Raw genomic sequence first — 19,172 nt, forward strand, 5'->3', positions numbered from 1 at the left:
CCTAACTCATAATTTTCTTGAGATATTATGAGTTAGGGTTATAAGAAAGCTAAATTCAGATTTGGACTATGAAATTGCTAAATTAACTAAGTTGCTTTTTCTATTACAACTGCCCTTCAATCCAATTAATAAAGGTGCGAATTTTCGGCCGATCTTCGGTTCCCAAAGGGCAAAGCAAGTCATAACTCTTGCTCGTAGGCATACTTGGGTATGGAGTGACCAGCTCACCAGATTCAATCAAATCTTTGACAAAGTGGTATTTGCCCATACCAACACCAAGATTATGAAGCGCACTGATAAAACCCATCTCTCGGTGGCTTACGCAGTAAAACTGATTAAAAATATCAATATCGAGTTGCATATAGTCACGCCACCGCTGCCACACATCTGAACCTACTGCATGAATAAAATTAATTCGTTTCAGCGATTCTAAACCATCTTCATACAGGCGATGTTTCTTCGCATACTGCGGCGTACAGACAGGAATGTACTCATCGCCGAACAAACGTTTTCTGTACACATCTTTCATACTGGCAGAGTCATAATATATCGCCACTTCAATATTATTCTTGTGGAAATCTTCCTGCTCTTGGTAGCCCCAAATATTAAGATTGAATTTGGGATACTTGTTTTTAAAATCAGACAATCTTGGCAGCAACCATCCATTTGCAAAGCCTGTCGAGGTTGCAATGTTTAGCTCCCCCACCATGTCTGTTGACTTTATCTCTTCAATTTCAGAGAAAATCCCATGCAAATTTTTTGACAAGGTGCTGTGGAATCTAGCCCCTTCTTCAGTCAGTTCAAGCTGGCGAGTTCCTCTGACAAACAAGTTAAAGCCTAACTCTTTTTCTAACACTTTAATTCTATGACTAACGGCTCCTTGTGTAAGATGAAGCTGTTTCCCGGTAATGGTAAAGCTTAACGTTTTCGCCGCCATGTCAAAGGTATGAAGGTTTCTAAGCAGCAGCTGTTGGTTTGCCATATTGCGCCTATGGATTAAAATTTTTAATTCATCCTACTACCTGATTCGTTTGTTCGCATCATGAAATAAGTCATAAAATAGTCCCAAATCTATTAAGTGTGACCTAGCGCTAAGAGTGACTCTCACTGTGCCAGCTCATCAAAAAATCAATAATCAAAATCTAGGGGCATAAATGAACATACTCGGATACATGCAAAAAGTCGGTAAGGCACTGATGGTGCCAGTCGCGACCTTACCTGCAGCCGCAATACTAATGGGGATTGGCTACTGGCTCGATCCTGTCGGCTGGGGCTCAGAAAACATTCTCGCCGCTTTTCTGATTAAATCAGGCGCAGCTATCATTGATAACATGGCAGTGCTGTTTGCTGTCGGTGTTGCCTTTGGTTTAAGTAAAGACAAAAACGGTTCGGCTGCACTATCGGGCTTTGTTATGTTCTTGGTCGTGACAACTCTACTGGCACCGGGCTCTGTGGCTCAGTTGATTGGTGTCAACGCAGATGAAGTACCCGCTGCATTTGGTAAAATCAGTAACCAGTTTATTGGTATTATTATCGGTATTATCTCTGCTGAGATTTACAACCGTTATTCAAGCGTTGAACTCCCTCAAGCTCTCGCTTTCTTTAGTGGTAAACGCTTAGTCCCAATTCTAACTTCTCTTGCTGGTATGGCACTCTCTTTTGCGTTGCTTTACATCTGGCCTGCGGTATATGACGCGCTGATCCAATTTGGTATTAAACTGGAAAGCATGGGCGCGGTAGGTGCTGGTCTATTTGGCTTCTTCAACCGCCTATTCCTGTCTATCGGTATGCACCATGCACTTTACCCAGTGTTCTGGTTTGACGTCGTCGGCATCAACGATATCCCTAACTTCTTGGGCGGTGCTCAGTCGATCGCTAACGGTACAGGTATTCCTGGTCAAACAGGTATGTACCAAGCAGGCTTCTTCCCAATCATGATGTTTGGCCTTCCGGCTGCTGCTCTGGCTATGTACCACTGCTCTGATGCTAAAAACAAGAACCAAGTGTTTGCGATCATGCTTGCCGCAGCAATGGCATCTTTCTTTACAGGTATCACAGAACCACTAGAGTTCAGCTTTATGTTCCTTGCACCTGTGTTGTTCCTAATCCACGCAGTGCTAACTGGTTTGTCTTTGTACATCGCTGCGACAATGGAATGGATGGCAGGATTCGGCTTCTCGGCAGGTTTTGTTGATTTCGTTCTATCGAGCCAGAACCCGCTAGCAACCAACTGGTACATGCTAATTCTTCAAGGCTTGGTATTCTTCTGCCTATACTACGCCATCTTCCGTTTCGCTATCGTTAAGTTTAACCTTAAGACACCGGGTCGCAGCGAAGATATGGCTAGTGAGTCAAATGAAGACATCGCAGGTCTTGCGAAAGAGTACATTCAGGCTATTGGTGGTGCTGAAAATATCCTTGAAGTGGACAACTGTATTACTCGTCTACGCCTAACAGTAAAAGATTCCGCTGTCGCAGACAGTGAAAAACTTAAGAAGCTTGGTGCGGCAGGGGTAGTTCCTGTTGGCAAAGGCGGTCTGCAAGTTATCGTTGGCCTTGGCAAAGTGGACAAAGTTGCAGAGCAGATGAAAACCATCCTTGCTAGCTAATCCAAGGTTTACTGCAAACTAGTTTATAAAGAATTGCGGTGATTTCACCTTCACCGCATCCCCCTGAAGTGCATTTTCGCTTAGTCACCGAGTCTGCACTTCTTTTTGGTTATTGAGCGAGTTGCTCCAACAACCACAGCTTTACCTTCTGTCTTGAGATTTTAATCCCACCCTGTAACAGTTCATCCGGCATAGCATAGTAGGCAACAGGCCATTTGAGTTTGGTTAATGACCCTTTTAGATGCTCTGTTATTGCTAACTCATCAATCTCATCTGCTACCTTGATAATGGCAATAGGTCTGTGACCAAATTCGCTATCTGGTATCGGTACAATGACCGACTGGCTGATAAAAGGAATCAGATTCAGCGCTTGTTCTATCTCTTCACAGTGGATGTTTTCACCGCCGGAGATAAACAGATTGTCTGCACGGCCGATGATCTTTAGCTCTCGCCCGACCATCTCGCCCAAATCTTTACTATCGAACCAACCCTGTTCAGTAATTGGCAATAGCTCCCCTTGTACATAGTAACCAGAGGCTAACGTCTCACCGCCAATATAAATTCTTTGCCCTTCCAGACGAAGCTGACGCTTTGGTAACAACTCACCAGCAGTGTATTCGGCGTCAATACGTTTTGCTGTCACGGTTGACGCAGCTTCGGTCATTCCATAACCGAGCCATGTTTCAATACCTAGCTTTTCAGCTTGTTGACTGAGCGCCAAAGGTACATGACTGCCACCGAGTAAGACATGGCTGAGTGACAACTTCACTTCATTGTCGAGAAGCCGCTTAAGTTGAGTCGAAACTAAAGAAGCGTGAGTGACGCCCTGAATATCCTCTGCCAGTTCCCCTTTGCCCATTTTCAAGCTAGCACCACTATGCAGCCAGCGATAGATAATCGCCAGCCCGGAGACATGGTACATAGGGAGGCTCAGTAACCAAGTGTCTGCCTGCTTAAACGCAAAGCGCTGCAGTAATCCTTGAGCCGAAGCCAAATGTTGCTTTGAGGTATGAGCAACCGCTTTAGGAGCGCTTGTTGAACCTGACGTAAATACGATCGAAGCAAGCGCCTCGCTGCTAAACTTGCTCTGATTAAGCTCAGTCATCGAAGGCTTCAGCACAATATTTTGCAAGCTACGCAAGTCTGGAACGTCTGTTGATAGCCACACTTTTGCCTGCTTGGGCTCGGAATATAATGTCGCGAGTTTATGGTTAAACTCTGCTTTTGTTTGAGGCATGGTTATCGCACAGACTGCTTCTAGCTCCAAGCAGGCGAGATAAACCAAAATCAGTTCAACACTGTTTTTACCAACACATGTAAGCACACTTCCAGCGCCAACACCTTGACTTGCCAACGAAGCTGCCATTTGGTCAACTGAACTTTCAAGCTCAGCCCAAGTGTAACTTTGGTTGAGGGTATGGAGAGCATATAAAGATGGGCTCGATTGAGCCCATTGACGTAGAGGAGATAACTGACTCATTACGACTGCCAGATTAAAGCCTGATCAGACAAGCTTGCGACAGGCAGTTCACAACCCGGCCATGGAACTTCTAACTGCTGAGCAAACAGCCCCACGGTATCCAGTCCCGGTACTTCTTCTGGAAGTTGCCAGTGCGCTAACCTTGCTAGCTGAGTTAGACCAAGGCTAGATTCAATGCTAGAACTGACTACTGCTTTAATGCCCAGTGATTTGGCTTTATCAATCAATTCAATACAGCGCTCAATCGAACCTATCAGAGTCGGCTTTATCACAATCGCTTTCGCACCATTGAGGTCTTCTAGCTTGAAGTCATCTTTGCGGATCGCATGTTGCAGCGTTTCATCCCAAGCAATCGCAATGCCTGTATCAATCGCAAAAGAAAAGCTGTCTCCCGGTGCTTGGCATGGCTCTTCGATAAAGGCGATGCGGCCACGCAACGAAGGGGCAATCTTCTTGGCAAATTGCTGTGCTTTTTCAGCTGTCCAAGCTCGATTAGCGTCCAAACGAAGTGTTAAATCTGGAATCGACTCTAAGAAAAGGCTGACCAACATCCCATCACGAATCGGCTCATACAGACCGACCTTAATCTTGGCCACTTTCTCACCCGTCATGGCATTCAGCTTAGGCAGGAGTTCGTCTGGATCACCAGAACATAGCGGTGCAGCTTGAAAGCAGCCTTGTTCTGGCAGCTGTTTGTTAAGCTCTAATTCCGCCATTGATAAGCCAAAGGCGACCGATGGGTAGAGCTCATCAAAGTTGAACGCTTGCCCTTGTTGCCACAAAGCCAGTTGTTCGACCAATTGCGAGTAGACATCGTCCATCGTCTCCATGCTAAAACCAGGCAAAGGCGCAATCTCACCTCGACCAAGCTCACCATCAAGAGTTAGCTCAACGACAAATCCTTCTCTCTGCTTGAGCTTTTGTTCACGCAGTATCACGCCACTGTCCATCGGCAATTCATAGCGATACAGTTTGGCTGATCTCATAGCAATATCCCTTTCTTTGTTGATATAAATGTAGCTTGTATTGGATATTTCACCCATTTGTACGTTGATATATAAGCTGTAGCCTCAAGAACAAGGAGAGGGCGCGGAATATAGAAGCCTATATGAGCATCCTCGACACGGTTATTGAGGCTAAAGCGACGATATCAAGAACAAATTAAGGGTTGCGTGGAAATTTATTAAAGTCAGGACGACGCTTCTCATTAAACGCATTACGACCTTCCTGACCTTCTTCAGTCATGTAGAACATCATAGTTGCATTACCTGCTAGCTCCTGAAGACCTGCTTGACCATCACAGTCTGCATTCAGCGCCGCTTTCAAGCAACGAAGTGCCATTGGGCTGTGTTGTAGGGTTTCACGACACCAGCGAACCGTTTCTTTCTCTAAATCTTCTACTGCGACAACTGTGTTAACTAGCCCCATATCAAGTGCTTCTTGCGCGTCGTAGAAACGACATAGGAACCAAATTTCTCGAGCTTTCTTCTGGCCGACGATACGAGCCATGTATGACGCGCCCCAACCGCCATCAAATGAGCCTACTTTAGGGCCAGTTTGACCAAATTGAGCATTTTCTGCAGCAATCGTTAAGTCACACATCATGTGTAGTACGTGACCGCCACCCACTGCCCAACCTGCAACCGATGCGATCACTGGCTTTGGACACGTACGAATTTGACGTTGGAAATCAAGAACGTTTAAGTGGTGAGTACCTGAATCATCTTGGTAGCCGCCGTAGTCGCCACGAATCTTCTGGTCACCGCCAGAACAGAATGCCTTCTCACCTAAGCCGGTAAGGATAATAACGCCAACCCCTTCATCGTAACGTGCGTCTGCCAGAGCATTGATCATCTCTTTAACGGTTTGAGGACGAAAAGCGTTACGTACTTGAGGACGAGCGATAGTGATCTTAGCGATACCATCTTCGGATTTGTGGTACTGAATATCTTCATATTCACCTGTGCAGTCATTCCAGTTAACTGGAGCGTATAGTTCTTCTTCTGAGATACCGACTGTTTTTGCCATGGTGATTCCTAGTTTGTTTACTTATTGGCTCAGCATACTAACCAATGGTGTTCAGCTGAGTTTTAACAATATTTGCGAAAGCTTGTGGCTGCTCAATATGAACATTGTGCCCCGCTTTCGCAACTTGGCTAAAAGACAAACCGCTTCGTTTGGCCAACTGACTAAACTTATTGTCTTTTTCGCCACATATATAATGAGTTTTGATCCCTGAATGCTTCAGGGCATCGAGTAAATAGTCTTGTTTCGCAAGCGATGTAGCCTCGAGCATGTTCGCTACCGATGGGCCTAGATTAGCACTGCGTTTATCTATCAGTTTTTGTCTTTGCGCATGATTTAGCGAACTAAATACTGGCTGTTGATACCAGTCGCTTAATACCTGCTCAATAGGCTCGTTGCAAAATCGATTTGCCCATTGGCTATCGTTTTGCCACCTTTGCTGCTTATCAGAATCGTTTTGCAAACCAAAGTTGCCACCCTCAACAATAAGCGACTGAATATTCAGGGCAGAAAAGTAGCCACTAGCTACACCAGACATCGCAATACGACCGCCCATTGAGTAGCCAACCAATACTATAGGCTGATGTGGCGTCACATGGGTAAGAAGAGTGTCAGATATTTGATCGCAGCAGTGCTTAAAATTGCAACAATTTTCTAATGCGCTGTGTCCATGTCCCGGAAGATCAATGGAAATAACAGAGTAGTGAGATAAGTAAGATTGCGTTTCTTTCCAGTCCAAACCAGAACCCAGCAAGCCATGTAAAAATACGATCACTGTGCTTGTTGGATTGAGGTTTGAGCTAGCGTGACTATAAAGCATGAATTTGTTGGATAAACTCTTTCAATTGAGAAGACGCTTGCTCTGGAGGTGTTTGCACTTCAACCAGCAATGCTCCCTCACCATGACGTAAGTGGTCATTTACCATATGCGTGTAGTGAGCTAAGGTTTCTGGCTTGCTGTAACTCAGTTTGAACTGCTTGGCGGCACATTCAAAATCATAGCCATGTGGCATTTGATAGAGTGACTGCTTTTGCTGCTCTGGTACAGGCAGTAAATCAAAGATTGCACCGCCATCATTGTTAGTCACAACCACCACAACAGGTGTTTTTTCGTGAGTAAGCAGCGCAAGTGAATTGATATCGTAAAGCAGCGATGTATCCCCAATATACACTAGGGTCGGTTGTTGGTTGGCTCGCACTACACCTGATGCCGTCGCAATTAGCCCATCTATGCCAGAAGCGCCGCGATTGCTATAGACAGCATAATCATCAAGACCACTAAACATGTCGACTAAACGTACAAACAAGCTATTGCCTAGAAAGATCTGTGCCTGCTTGGCAACTAGGTTAACGCTTAACGCAAGTTCAATCTCATCGAGTGAGGAATCGGCATTGAGATGGAGCGCAGCTAGGTTTGCAACCTGCTGAGACACTTCCGTCAGCTCATTCGCCCAACCAGATTCCGTGTTACAGAGTACTGGAATTGACTCAATACAGACCTGTAGCCAAGATTTAATATCAGCAACATGATGAGTTTGCATCAAATGCGATTGGTTGTTTCTATCGGCACTTGGCGCAAGGTAATGATACTGCGCGTTACGCTGCTCAACCTGATCAACAAGCCACTGGTTTAAGCGCTTCGACACGATTCTTGAACCGATCTGCAATACCAATTCACATTGATTAAGTAGTTCCGAGCGTTCGCCATTTTGGAGCCATAGATCGTAATGAGCCCAAGCGGAAGTCACCCCCGATTGAGGATCGCTCAATAGCGGCCAACCTAACTTTTCGGCTAACTGCTTTGCTAATCGCGCTTCACTTAAGGTAACGCTACCAAGAACAATCGCGCCTTTTTTATCAGCGAAATCACTAAAGTGGATCTGTTGTTCAATACCAGCTGACAACTGGCGAGTATAGGTGGTATTGCTCTGCCACCAGCTCGAAACCGTTTCTATATAATCTTGATAAATTGATTTGTCTTGAGCGCTATACAAGGGCTCAGGAAAAGGACAGTTGATATGCACTGCGCAGCCTACCTTCGCTTGACTGTGCATGACGTTATCAACGGAAGTAAGTAACCACTTCAGAGGTGTTGTCAAAGAGGGACTTGGCAACTCAAGCGATGCAGTGACATGCGACGAGAATATCCCCGATTGATTAATCGCTTGGTTAGCTCCGCATCCAACCAACTCGACCGGTCTATCTGCCGTTAACACCACCAGTTTTTCACCAGTGAGCTTCGCCTCTGCAATCGCTGGCAACAAGTTCGCGACAGCTGTACCGGAAGTTACCACCACAGCAACAGGTTTTCGGCTTGCTTTCGCTAATCCAAGCGCAAGAAAGCCCAAACCACGCTCATCAAAATGGGTATGCAAAGTCAGATTAGGATTTTCATCGGCTTCTAAGGTCAATGGAGTTGAACGTGAGCCTGGAGCAACGCAAACCTCACTGACCCCAAAGCGCGATAGCTCTTCCAAAATAGTCTGACACCAAATGCGATTTACCACCGCCTGCTCGATTGAGTATGGACTACCACTCATCTATGAAGCTACTCCCAATGGAGGATTGTCAGAAATTAAAGACAGTAACGTCGACATTTTTTTATCGAGCTCCAGCCATTCATTTTCAGCAATAGAACCAGGAACAATTCCAGCTCCAGCAAAAAGCTGAACTTGATCGTTGAGTACTAGCGCACTGCGTATAGCGACGCAAAACTCCGCCCTTTGATGACTAATAAAGCCCATTGAACCTGCATACCAGCCCCGAGCAAACGGTTCATGCTCTTGAATGAACGCCATGGATTCTTCACGTGGTAATCCGGCAACGGCAGCAGTTGGCTGCAAAGCGCTAAGCAATTGCACCCCGTTAACCCCTTTATTGAGATGAGCATGAATACTGCGTTTTAAGTGCTGCACTTTACGTAAGCGAACTAACCTTGCTTCTTGCTCTACTTCAACATGCTCAGAATGTGGAGTTAGGCGCTCAATAATATCGTCGACCACATACTGATTTTCATTAAGGTTCTTAATGTCATTCGACAACCAGTTCGCCAGCTCCATATCTTGACTGGCATTAGTGCCGCGCCCAATGGTGCCTGCAAGCGCTTCAGTATAAAGCTCCTGACCTTGACGCGCGTACAAACGCTCTGGGGTCGAGCCTAAAAAGCTGTGTTTCTTATCTAGTGAGAGTAGAAAGTGAAAACTGTGATGGTTTTGCAGATAGCTAGCCTTCAGTAGCTGAGATGCGCACAGCGGTCTATCGAGATTCACCTCGGTTTTACGCGCAAGAACCACTTTCTTGAATTCATCATTTTTGATGCCAGTCAGTACCTTATCTACCAACTGTGACCACTGCTCTTTTTCAGGCGTATGCTGGATCGTTTCTATATGCGAAGAGACTGGCAATATAGGGGAAACCTCAAGCTGCAGCTTATATAAGCTCGCCAAAGTGCGATGTTTTTCGGCGTTAAGATTCACCGCGAGTGACCATTGCTGATCAAAACGGATCAGTTCAATTTGCGGTAAGAAGAAAAAAGAGGACATACAACGGTGATTCTTACCTGTATGACCATCAAAGGAACGACCTCCCCAAATGCGCTGATCGTCGGCGAGAATAGTATAGGCAGGCGCAGGTTCGACAAACGTATGCAGCTGTCCTAGTGCAACAACCTCTTCTCTAGTATCACGAGATTGCCAGTAAAACTTTGGAAATAGCGGCTGCGCTTCCAGCCAATCTATAAATGCAAAGTCAGGTTTTTCCTCAAGAACTTGAACCAGACGGTTTACACCATCTTCTGCTTCCTTTACGCGTTCAATCAGTTCAGCTACGGCTTGATGAAAGTATGACAAATCAGCCTCGTATGCATGGGGGTTATTATTTTATTATATGTCGCTACTCTATTTATAGACCCTACTCAAATCAAGGTTGAAACCAATGTTTTGCAAAATCCTGTGATAACGGGCGTGCTACAAGGCATTAAATGTTGTTATCTAATCAGATTTTTATTCTAAAGAACCTCTTTTTCAGGTACTTTAATAAAGAAATTCAATAATATTTAGGTTTTAATCAATGCAAAATATCGGGATGTCGTCAAAACTCGACAATGTCTGCTATGACATTAGGGGTCCTGTACTCAAACATGCTAAGCGCATGGAGGAAGAGGGGCATAAAATACTGAAATTGAACATCGGTAACCCTGCCCCATTTGGCTTCGACGCCCCAGACGAAATTTTGGTTGATGTAATCCGTAATCTGCCAACTTCGCAAGGTTACTGTGATTCAAAAGGTATCTACTCTGCCCGTAAAGCGGTGGTTCAACATTACCAACGTAAAGGTATACGCTCTCTTGATGTCGAAGACGTCTACGTAGGTAACGGTGCATCAGAGCTTATCGTTATGGCAATGCAGGCTTTGCTAAACAATGGTGACGAAATGCTCGTCCCTGCGCCTGACTACCCACTCTGGACCGCATCTGTTGCTTTATCCGGTGGTAAAGCCATTCACTATATGTGTGATGAAGAAGCGGATTGGTATCCAGACCTAGACGACATTAAAAGCAAGATAACGCCAAAAACTCGCGGCATTGTTCTGATCAACCCAAACAACCCAACAGGTGCGGTTTACAGTCGTGACTTCTTACTAGAAGTCATTGAGATTGCCCGCCAGCACAAGCTGATCATTTTTGCCGACGAAATTTACGACAAGGTTCTCTATGATGGTGCGACACACACATCGGTAGCGACCTTAACAGAAGATGTGCTAGTCGTGACTTTTAACGGTTTATCAAAAGCTTATCGTGTTTGTGGTTTCCGTGGCGGTTGGATGTTCCTTACAGGACCTAAGCATCAAGCTCAAGGGTACATCAATGGTCTCGATATGCTTTCATCGATGCGCCTGTGTGCCAATGTGCCGATGCAACATGCTATCCAAACCGCATTAGGTGGCTATCAGAGTATTAACGAACTGATCCTGCCTGGTGGGCGTTTGCTAGAGCAGCGAGACAAAGCTTTTGAGCTAATCAATCAAATTCCTGGCGTCTCTTGCATTAAGCCAAAAGGTGCCATGTACCTTTTCCCGAAAATCGACACCAAGATGTACAACATCAAAGACGATCAAAAGATGGTGCTCGACTTCTTGATTCAAGAGAAAGTACTGCTGGTCCAAGGAACAGGCTTCAACTGGCCGAAACCGGATCACTTCCGCATTGTGACCTTGCCGCATGTCGAAGATTTGGAAATGGCGATAGGTCGTTTTGAACGCTTCTTATCAACTTATAGTCAGTAGTAATTAGCGCTGAACTTTCATATGCTTAAAGGACACTCATCGAGTGTCCTTTTTCGTTTAGGGAGGAACAAATGCCAAACAGTAATCCAAAGGAAAGTCACTTTTTTGCTCACCTAGCGCGTATGAAGCTGATTCAGCGTTGGCCTTTGATGCGTTCAGTCTCGACGGAAAACATCTCAGAGCATAGTTTGCAGGTCGCGTTTGTTGCCCACGCGCTAGCCGTGATCAAAAACAAAAAGTTTGGTGGAACGTTAAATCCGGAGCGAATCGCTATCCTTGGTATGTATCACGACACCAGTGAAGTGCTTACTGGGGATTTACCGACCCCCGTCAAATACTACAACCCAGAGATAGCCAAAGAATACAAAAAGATCGAAGCTGCGGCAGAGCAAAAACTGCTCTCTATGCTGCCTGAAGAGTTTCGCGATGATTTCGCGCCCTTTCTAGTCTCTCAGTCTGCCCATACCGAAGATGCCGCCATAGTGAAGCAAGCAGACACCATCTGTGCCTACTTGAAGTGTCTAGAGGAACTCAGTGCAGGAAACCATGAATATGCGTTAGCCAAGAAGCGTCTTGATATCACTTTGCAAGAGCGCCGCACACCAGAGATGGACTATTTCCTCCATACCTTTGCGCCTAGCTTTGAGCTATCATTAGATGAAATCAGCTAGTATGTAGATGCTCTTTATGGAAAGCATCTAACAAGTAGTCGATGAACACCTTCTTACGCTTTGGTATTAACTGTCGGTCGGCATAAACCAAGCTAACACTGACTTCCGGCATCGAGTATTGAGGCAGGAGATGTTTTAATTTGCCACTGTTAAAATGCTCTAAACAGATAAACTCTGGAAGCACTGCGATACCTAATCCGTCAATGCAGGCATTAAGGCAAGATGTAATGGTATTCACTCTTAATTGATACGGTAAGTCGATCAAATAAGAGAATCCATCTTCTAAACTGAGTTGCCACTTTGGTAAACGTGCACCTTTGTTAAACACCTCAATCACTCGATGAGGCTCAGTGAGATCGAGATGGCTATCAATCTGACCAAATTTCCCTAGATACTCTGGGCTAGCAACCAAAACCCGCTTTGATGATGTCAGATACCTTGAAATAAGACTCGAGTCTTCTAGCTCACCGATTTGCGCATAAAGATCAATGCCCTCAGATATAATATCTACTTCACGATTCGTCAGCTCCAGATTTAACGTTACATGAGGATAATCGGCCAAGAACTGGTGAATGTATTTACTTAACACTTGTTGACCAAGCTCGACGGGAAAGACGACATTGAGCGGTCCTCTGATTAAGTCTTGGTTAGCACTCACTTCCAGCTCTGCCTGATTGAGAAGCTCCAGCATCTGTTGGCTAGATTGATAAAAGCGTTCCCCTTCCGGCGTTAACATTAGGCTACGTGTGGAGCGAGTGATCAATCTCACACCTAAGTGTTGTTCTAACTCCCCTAACTTTCGACTGACCGTGGATTTAGTCATATTCAATGCCTCTGCCGCGTGGGTGAAACTTCCACACTCAACCACTTGTGCAAAAACGGTTATAGCGTTTAAGTCCATTGAATTTCCTCTCTCTTAATTAGAACAATTTGTGCAACAGTGTTTTCATTTTTTCCTATCTTATCAACCAATCCAATTCCTTTACAATTTGTTACATCCTTATTCCCCCAACGAGAATCACTATGACCGAAAACCATAACGCCCCAGCCATGCCTCGCAAACGCAACAAAGCCCCATTAATTGCCACCGCAATTATGCTGTCACTAGGCTTGCTGGGTGGTGGTTACTGGCTCACTTATGGTCAATACTTCGAGTCTACCGATAATGCCTATTTGCAAGGTGATATCACCAGTATCAGTCCTAAAGTTTCAGGCTATATCGCTAAGTCTTACATCACTGATAACCAAGCGGTAAAACAGGGTGACCTACTAGTACAAATAGATGACCGCGATTATCAAGCGGCTCTAGAGCAAGCTAAAGCACACCTAACCGTCACCGAAGCGAGTGAGCACAACCTCGTTGCTCAGCAAAAACTGCAACGCAGCCAAATTCACCAAGCTGAGAGCCAAGTTGAGTCAGCGCAAGCAGAGTACGATCGCGCCGTTCAGCAAGTGGCACGCTCACGCAGCCTGTTAAAACGCAACTACGCTTCTCAAGATGAAGTAGACAGCATGCTCGCTCAGCAAAAAGTTACAATGGCACAACTTGACGAAGCGAAAGCTAGCCTAGATGCAGCAAACGAACAATTGAATGTCATTGCCAGTGAAATTGAACAAGCACGTGCTTCAGTAACAGAAGCGCAAGCAGGGCTAAAACAAGCTCAGTTAAACTTGGATTACACCAAAGTTTACGCACCAACGGATGGCATCATAGGCAAACGAAGCGTTCGCGAAGGTCTGTTAGTTCAGGCGGGCGCACCATTGATGAGCCTAGTACCAAATAACGCAGTGTGGATCGAAGCCAACTTCAAGGAGACTCAACTGAGCGGCATTCATAAAGGGCAAAAAGTCGAAGTCGAGCTGGATGCTTTTCCTGGCAAGCATCTAGAAGGCGTTGTTGATAGCTTCTCTCCCGCCACTGGTGCGAAGTTCGCTCTACTGCCACCTGAAAATGCGACAGGCAACTTCACCAAAATCGTTCAACGTGTCCCCGTCAAAATCACGATTCCTGATGCTAAAGAGCTAAAAGGCCGCTTGCTTCCAGGTTTGTCTGTTATCGCGACCATTGATACGCGAGGCTAGTCATGGCAGATGCTGCAATTAGTCCCAATGTTGAAGAGCAACAAGTGCCGACGCGCCACTGGATCGCCCTGTTTGGTGGTCTCATTGGCGCATTTATGGCAATTCTTGATATTCAAATCACCAACTCTTCGCTAAAAGATATTCAAGGAGCACTTTCTGCGACATTGGATGAGAGTTCTTGGATCTCAACCTCTTATCTCGTGGCAGAAATGATCGCCATTCCGCTCAGCGGTTGGCTATCAAAAGCACTGGGAAAACGCCGATATCTCACTTGGACAACCGCGATCTTTACCCTTTCGTCACTGTTATGTTCTTTCTCATGGAATATGACCTCAATGATCGTGTTCCGCGCGATGCAAGGCTTTAGCGGTGGCGCTCTGATCCCTCTTGCCTTTTCATTGGTCGTGCAGCTTTTGCCTCTCAATAAACGGGCGGTAGGTATGGCACTGTTTGGTGTCACTGCCACTTTTGCACCCTCTATCGGCCCAACGTTTGGTGGCTGGTTGACGGAAAATCTCTCTTGGCACTACATCTTCTATATCAACATTCCGCCCGCTTTCTTAGTGATCGCAATGATTCGCTATGGTTTGGATGATGAGCCTCTAGAGCTAGCAACACTCAAAAATGCAGACTGGTTTGGTATAGCAACTATGGCACTGGGCTTAGGTTGCCTAGAAGTCGTACTTGAAGAAGGCAATCGCGAGGAGTGGTTCAGCTCTAGCTTTATCATCACCTTGGCGATCATATCCGCCGTGAGCTTAGTCTATTTTGTGATTAATGAACTGCAGCACAAAAAACCATTAGTTAACTTACGATTGCTACGTGATGGACAGTTTGCGATGTCTTGTATCGCTTATCTGATTCTTGGTATGGCGCTATTAGGTTCGATCTATGTGCTGCCGATGTACCTCACCCAGATTCAGCAATACAACGCGATGGAGATCGGTGAAGTGTTGATGTGGATGGGCTTTCCGCAGCTGCTGATTTTTCCGCTCGTACCAAAGTTAACCCAAATCATTAAGCCCAAATACTTAGTGACATTTGGCTTTGCCATGTTTGGCTTAAGTTGTTACGTCAACACTCATATGACCGTTGATTTTGGTGGTCAGCAACTGATTTTATCCATGGTACTGCGTGCCATTGGTAGCCCATTTATCATGGTCCCGTTATCTTTAGTCGCGATGAAGAACATCGCCAAGCATGAGACGCCTGATGCTTCCACCCTCACTAACGTTATGCGCAATTTGGGTGGTGCTTTCAGTATCGCGGTGATTGCTACTTTGCTTGATAACAAAACGCGCGAACATTTGGCTCATATCAAAGAGTCGCTACCCACTGTCAGTCAGTTAGGCTGGCAAACTCTGCAACAACAACAGAGCTTCTTTATTCAAGCAGGCAGTGATAGCGCAACAGCGTTGCAGCAAGCTCAAGCCAGTTTGGTTGCTACAATGCAAAGAGATGCGGCGATTATGGCTTATAACGATGTGTTTCTGATGATGACTGGCTTTCTCGCTGTCGCAGCAATGCTGATTCTGACGATGCGCGACTGATCTTGCAGTCACTAGCGTATACGTGTACGGTAAGAAGAAACAGGGGAGCGTAGCCTATGACGTTTAAAATCAGCGATTTATGGCATGAACGCCACGATGATGAGCATAAAATCCGTCGTGATGACCACCGCAGTCCATATCAAAGGGATCGGGCGCGCATCCTGCACTCTGCCGCTTTTCGCCGCTTACAAGCAAAAACCCAAGTACATGGTAATAGCTTCGACGACTTTCACCGGACTCGCTTAACTCACTCATTAGAGGCCGCTCAATTGGGCACAGGTATAGTCGCCCAGTTGAAAAAGAAACAACCGGAGTTTAGAGACTTATTACCCAGTGACAGCCTGATCGATTCGTTATGCCTTGCTCATGACATTGGTCACCCACCCTATGGTCACGGCGGCGAAGTGGCACTCAATTATATGATGCGGGAACATGGCGGCTTTGAAGGCAATGCCCAAACCTTTCGCATCGTGACCAAGCTGGAACCTTACACCGAACAATTTGGTATGAATCTGGCGCGCCGTACTTTGCTTGGCTTAATCAAATACCCTGCGATGATTAGCCAGACTCGCGCCGCAAAGGTTCCAGACAGTGTTTCCCACCAGCGTAAGCTAAAAGCGAAAGATTGGTCGCCGGCAAAAGGGCTGTACGACTGCGATAAAACCTTGTTTGACTGGGTTGTCGAGCCTTTAAGTGAACAAGATAAATTGCTATTCAGCCAGATGCGTGAAGAGAAAGTCAGTGACATCCAGCATAGCAAAACTCGCTATAAATCGATTGATTGTTCAATCATGGAACTCGCGGACGATATTGCTTACGGTGTGCATGATCTTGAAGATGCGATTGTTCTGGGAATGGTTAATCGCCACCAGTGGATTGAAGGTGCTTCTAGCCACTTGTCGGAATGCGGTGATCCTTGGTTTGAAAAACACATTGCCTCAATTACCGAGATGCTTTTTGCCGGAACTCATTACCAGCGCAAAGATGCGATTGGTGGCATGGTTAACGCGCTGCTGACTAGTATTTCCATCAAACCAATTGATGCCCCGTTCCAAAGCGAACTGTTGGCTTTCAATGCCGTATTAGAACCTTCGATGGCAAAAGCACTCGATGTATTGAAGAAGTTTGTCAGTGACTATGTAATACAAGTGCCTCACGTTCAAGTGGTGGAATACAAGGGTCAGCAGATCATTATGGATATTTTCGAGGCACTCAGCGCTGACCCAGAGCGATTATTGCCCATCAATGTACGCCAGAAGTGGTTAGACAAAGAGAGTGAGAGTGCGGGCTTTCGAGTCATTGCTGATTACATATCTTCGATGACAGATGGACACGCACAAAGGCTCCACCAGCAACTGTTTTCCTCTCACTAAACATAAAGGGCAGCGTTATCGCTGCCCTCTTGATTCATACCAGCGAGTTAACTCACCGAACTAATAAATTCGCCCAGCTTTTCTCTTAGTTTTTGCTTCTCTTCATCACTGATGAAACTGGCGGCAATCGCATTGCGGGTAAACTTCGCTAGCTCTTGATTGGTCATTGAGTGTGCTTCGGCGACAGCCAAGAAATTATCTGTCATATAACCTCCAAAGTAAGCAGGGTCATCAGAATTGATCGTCACGCAAATACCACGCCTTAGCAGCTCAACAATATTGTGCTCATGCATATCTTCAAACACCTTGAGCTTAGTATTAGATAGTGGGCATACCGTTAGTGGCATATGGCTTTGTGCTAAAGCGTGCAATAAATTTTCGTCATCAGAGCATCTCACACCATGATCAATACGGCTTACCTTCAATAGCTCTAAGCTATCATAGATATTACTTACAGGACCTTCTTCCCCTGCATGAGCCACCGTTAAGAATCCTTCTTCTATCGCTTTAGCAAATACGCGGGCAAACTTCTCTGGCGGATGACCAAGCTCCGAAGAATCCAAACCGACACCAACAATCTTGCTTTTATGCTCAAGGGCTTGGAATAAGGTATCAAAGGCACTTTCTTCGTCTAAGTGGCGTAGGAAACACATGATGATCTGGCTAGTAATACCAAGTTGCTCACGGCCATCTTCTAGTGCGCGGTGAATACCGCTGATCACGGTCTCAAACGCAATCCCTCTCTCAGTGTGAGTTTGCGGGTCAAAGAATATCTCAGTATGGATGACATTATCTTGCTGACAACGTAACAAGTAAGCCCAAGTCAGATCATAGAAATCTTGCTCATGAATAAGAACATTTGCACCTTGATAATAGATGTCTAAAAAGGACTGAAGGTTAGTAAACTGATACGCGGCCTTCACTTCCTCTGGGGTAGTAAAAGGTAACGCGATATTATTGCGCTGAGCGAGTTCAAACATCATTTCTGGCTCAAGGGAGCCTTCTATATGCAAATGCAGCTCAACTTTTGGAAGTTGTTGGATAAATTGGGTTTGGTTCATGCTTGTCTCTCCATTCATATCAACCGAGATACCCAAAATAGTTGGAGTTGCAGCTAGGCGACCAATAAATTCAGCCCTATGAGCATAGAAGTTCTATGTGATTCGGGCGGCCGGCGTTCCGGTGAATTTATGCAGTCAACAACGCTGCAGCTTCAAATATGAAGGGTAAACAAGCACTTTTCTCTAAATTAGCTTTCTGACATACAAAGAGAAAAGCGCCATGCACTTAACTCTTCGTAATCTGAAATTTGAGGTTTCAGGTAGAGACTCCCACACCTTATCAGCGGGATTATACGAAGCTTCGCCTAGTAGTAACTAAACGATTGCGCGGCATTGTACTTGGATAAAGTACTCATTGACAACATCGCACTTGGATCAAGTGTAGTCGCTTTGTTGGGTTTTGCCGCTTATTCCCAATTCGCCTGTTCAATCCGCGCGATAGTTTTTTTCAAACACGCCCGGTGGCATTTGCTGAATTTGAAACTCGATCATTTGGTTGAAGGCATCGATTAAAGGTAGGAAATCTGTCTCTGGTTCCAGTAGCGATAGAATGTGGTAGCCTGCCTCGACTGTCGAGAGGCTATTATCGCTTGGCGCTTTGCGAATACGGTAATTACCTTGCAAGTCATCAGGTAAGTGAATTAACGGCAGAGCGTGTAAATTGGTTGATAGCTGCCACATCTTATAGGCTTTTTTCCAAGTGCCATCTAACAGGATCACCCTTACCTTTTGCTCGGCAGATAACTTTTCGGCGACTTGTGTATGGCTCACAGAGCCTTCTCCCGGATAGAGCACAAAGTGATGATAGGACTCGTCGTACAGCAATTGGTTGAGCTTATCATGAACAGAAAAGTCTTCCCCTTCAAAGCAATAGCTATTGGCGAGTGACAGCTTGAGTATTCGCGCCGTTCCCATTGGTCTGTTTGTTTCACTGTGGTGTTGTAGGATGACCAACTCGACATTCGATGTTAGGCTTTGTATCCACTCACAGATACAAGCTTTGAGTGACTTTCCACATTGAGAACAGTATCGGGACAT

At 45.5% G+C, this 19,172-nt stretch carries 16 protein-coding genes and 1 riboswitch; of the genes, 6 read left to right on the forward strand and 10 right to left on the reverse strand.

Going from position 1 to position 19,172, the window contains the following annotated elements; genetic code table 11:
* Positions 1-103 precede the first annotated feature (103 nt).
* Positions 104-982, reverse strand: coding sequence for a LysR substrate-binding domain-containing protein (locus tag IX91_RS09775; protein ID WP_004748264.1), 879 nt, complete (start codon positions 980-982; stop codon positions 104-106).
* Positions 983-1,154: 172 nt separating this feature from the next.
* Here IX91_RS09775 and nagE point away from each other — a divergent pair, with 172 nt between their 5' ends.
* A complete protein-coding gene (gene nagE / locus IX91_RS09780; RefSeq protein ID WP_004748266.1) occupies positions 1,155-2,609 on the forward strand; it encodes an N-acetylglucosamine-specific PTS transporter subunit IIBC in 1,455 nt (484 codons plus the stop codon).
* Positions 2,610-2,718: 109 nt separating this feature from the next.
* Here nagE and menE read toward each other — a convergent pair whose 3' ends face one another.
* The 6 genes from menE to IX91_RS09810 form a co-directional block, all read right to left on the reverse strand.
* On the reverse strand, positions 2,719-4,089 hold the full coding sequence (menE, locus tag IX91_RS09785) for an o-succinylbenzoate--CoA ligase (RefSeq protein WP_004748267.1): 1,371 nt from the start codon (positions 4,087-4,089) through the stop codon (positions 2,719-2,721).
* The gene (gene menC, locus IX91_RS09790; protein ID WP_004749327.1) at positions 4,089-5,075 is read right to left on the reverse strand and encodes an o-succinylbenzoate synthase; all 987 of its coding nucleotides are present in this window, start codon (positions 5,073-5,075) and stop codon (positions 4,089-4,091) included. The genes menE and menC overlap by 1 nt, the downstream gene beginning before the upstream one ends.
* 175 nt (positions 5,076-5,250) lie before the next feature.
* A complete protein-coding gene (gene menB / locus IX91_RS09795) occupies positions 5,251-6,117 on the reverse strand; it encodes a 1,4-dihydroxy-2-naphthoyl-CoA synthase (protein WP_004746667.1) in 867 nt (288 codons plus the stop codon).
* 37 nt (positions 6,118-6,154) lie between these two features.
* Positions 6,155-6,934: a 2-succinyl-6-hydroxy-2,4-cyclohexadiene-1-carboxylate synthase gene (gene menH, locus IX91_RS09800; RefSeq protein ID WP_004746665.1), complete on the reverse strand. Its 780-nt coding sequence runs from the start codon at positions 6,932-6,934 to the stop codon at positions 6,155-6,157.
* Entirely contained in the window at positions 6,924-8,654 is a 1,731-nt protein-coding gene (menD, locus tag IX91_RS09805) for a 2-succinyl-5-enolpyruvyl-6-hydroxy-3-cyclohexene-1-carboxylic-acid synthase (protein ID WP_004746664.1), read from the reverse strand. Before menD ends, menH begins: the two co-directional genes overlap by 11 nt.
* Positions 8,655-9,962, reverse strand: a complete 1,308-nt coding sequence (locus IX91_RS09810; protein WP_004746662.1) for an isochorismate synthase — start codon at positions 9,960-9,962, stop codon at positions 8,655-8,657. It abuts the gene before it with no gap.
* A 220-nt stretch (positions 9,963-10,182) separates the two neighbouring features.
* On the opposite strand from IX91_RS09810, the gene IX91_RS09815 reads away from it, so the two are divergent.
* Positions 10,183-11,397 (forward strand): pyridoxal phosphate-dependent aminotransferase, encoded by a 1,215-nt coding sequence (locus IX91_RS09815; RefSeq protein WP_004746660.1) that lies wholly within the window; start codon positions 10,183-10,185, stop codon positions 11,395-11,397.
* Positions 11,398-11,468: 71 nt separating this feature from the next.
* Positions 11,469-12,068: a 5'-deoxynucleotidase gene (gene yfbR / locus IX91_RS09820; protein WP_004749332.1), complete on the forward strand. Its 600-nt coding sequence runs from the start codon at positions 11,469-11,471 to the stop codon at positions 12,066-12,068.
* Here yfbR and IX91_RS09825 read toward each other — a convergent pair.
* A complete protein-coding gene (locus IX91_RS09825; protein ID WP_004746654.1) occupies positions 12,061-12,969 on the reverse strand; it encodes a LysR family transcriptional regulator in 909 nt (302 codons plus the stop codon). The two genes, yfbR and IX91_RS09825, sit on opposite strands and share 8 nt — an antisense overlap.
* 122 nt (positions 12,970-13,091) lie before the next feature.
* Between IX91_RS09825 and IX91_RS09830 the strand changes: the two genes are divergently transcribed.
* From IX91_RS09830 to IX91_RS09840, 3 genes are read left to right on the forward strand one after another with little or no spacing between them, the layout of a single operon-like run.
* On the forward strand, positions 13,092-14,150 hold the full coding sequence (locus IX91_RS09830) for an HlyD family secretion protein (protein WP_004746652.1): 1,059 nt from the start codon (positions 13,092-13,094) through the stop codon (positions 14,148-14,150).
* 2 nt (positions 14,151-14,152) lie between these two features.
* A complete protein-coding gene (locus IX91_RS09835; protein WP_004746650.1) occupies positions 14,153-15,700 on the forward strand; it encodes a DHA2 family efflux MFS transporter permease subunit in 1,548 nt (515 codons plus the stop codon).
* Between the two features lie 56 nt (positions 15,701-15,756).
* Positions 15,757-17,073, forward strand: coding sequence for an anti-phage deoxyguanosine triphosphatase (locus tag IX91_RS09840; protein WP_004746649.1), 1,317 nt, complete (start codon positions 15,757-15,759; stop codon positions 17,071-17,073).
* A gap of 47 nt (positions 17,074-17,120) precedes the next feature.
* On the opposite strand, the gene IX91_RS09845 is transcribed toward IX91_RS09840, so the two are convergent.
* Together IX91_RS09845 and IX91_RS09850 are read right to left on the reverse strand one after the other, a co-directional pair.
* Positions 17,121-18,134, reverse strand: a complete 1,014-nt coding sequence (locus tag IX91_RS09845; RefSeq protein WP_004746647.1) for an adenosine deaminase — start codon at positions 18,132-18,134, stop codon at positions 17,121-17,123.
* Between the two features lie 217 nt (positions 18,135-18,351).
* Positions 18,352-18,451: riboswitch (purine riboswitch) on the reverse strand.
* Between the two features lie 109 nt (positions 18,452-18,560).
* Positions 18,561-19,172 (reverse strand): tRNA-uridine aminocarboxypropyltransferase, encoded by a 612-nt coding sequence (locus IX91_RS09850; RefSeq protein WP_004746645.1) that lies wholly within the window; start codon positions 19,170-19,172, stop codon positions 18,561-18,563.

Source organism: Vibrio tubiashii ATCC 19109 (assembly GCF_000772105.1).
Classification (GTDB): Bacteria; Pseudomonadota; Gammaproteobacteria; order Enterobacterales; family Vibrionaceae; genus Vibrio; species Vibrio tubiashii.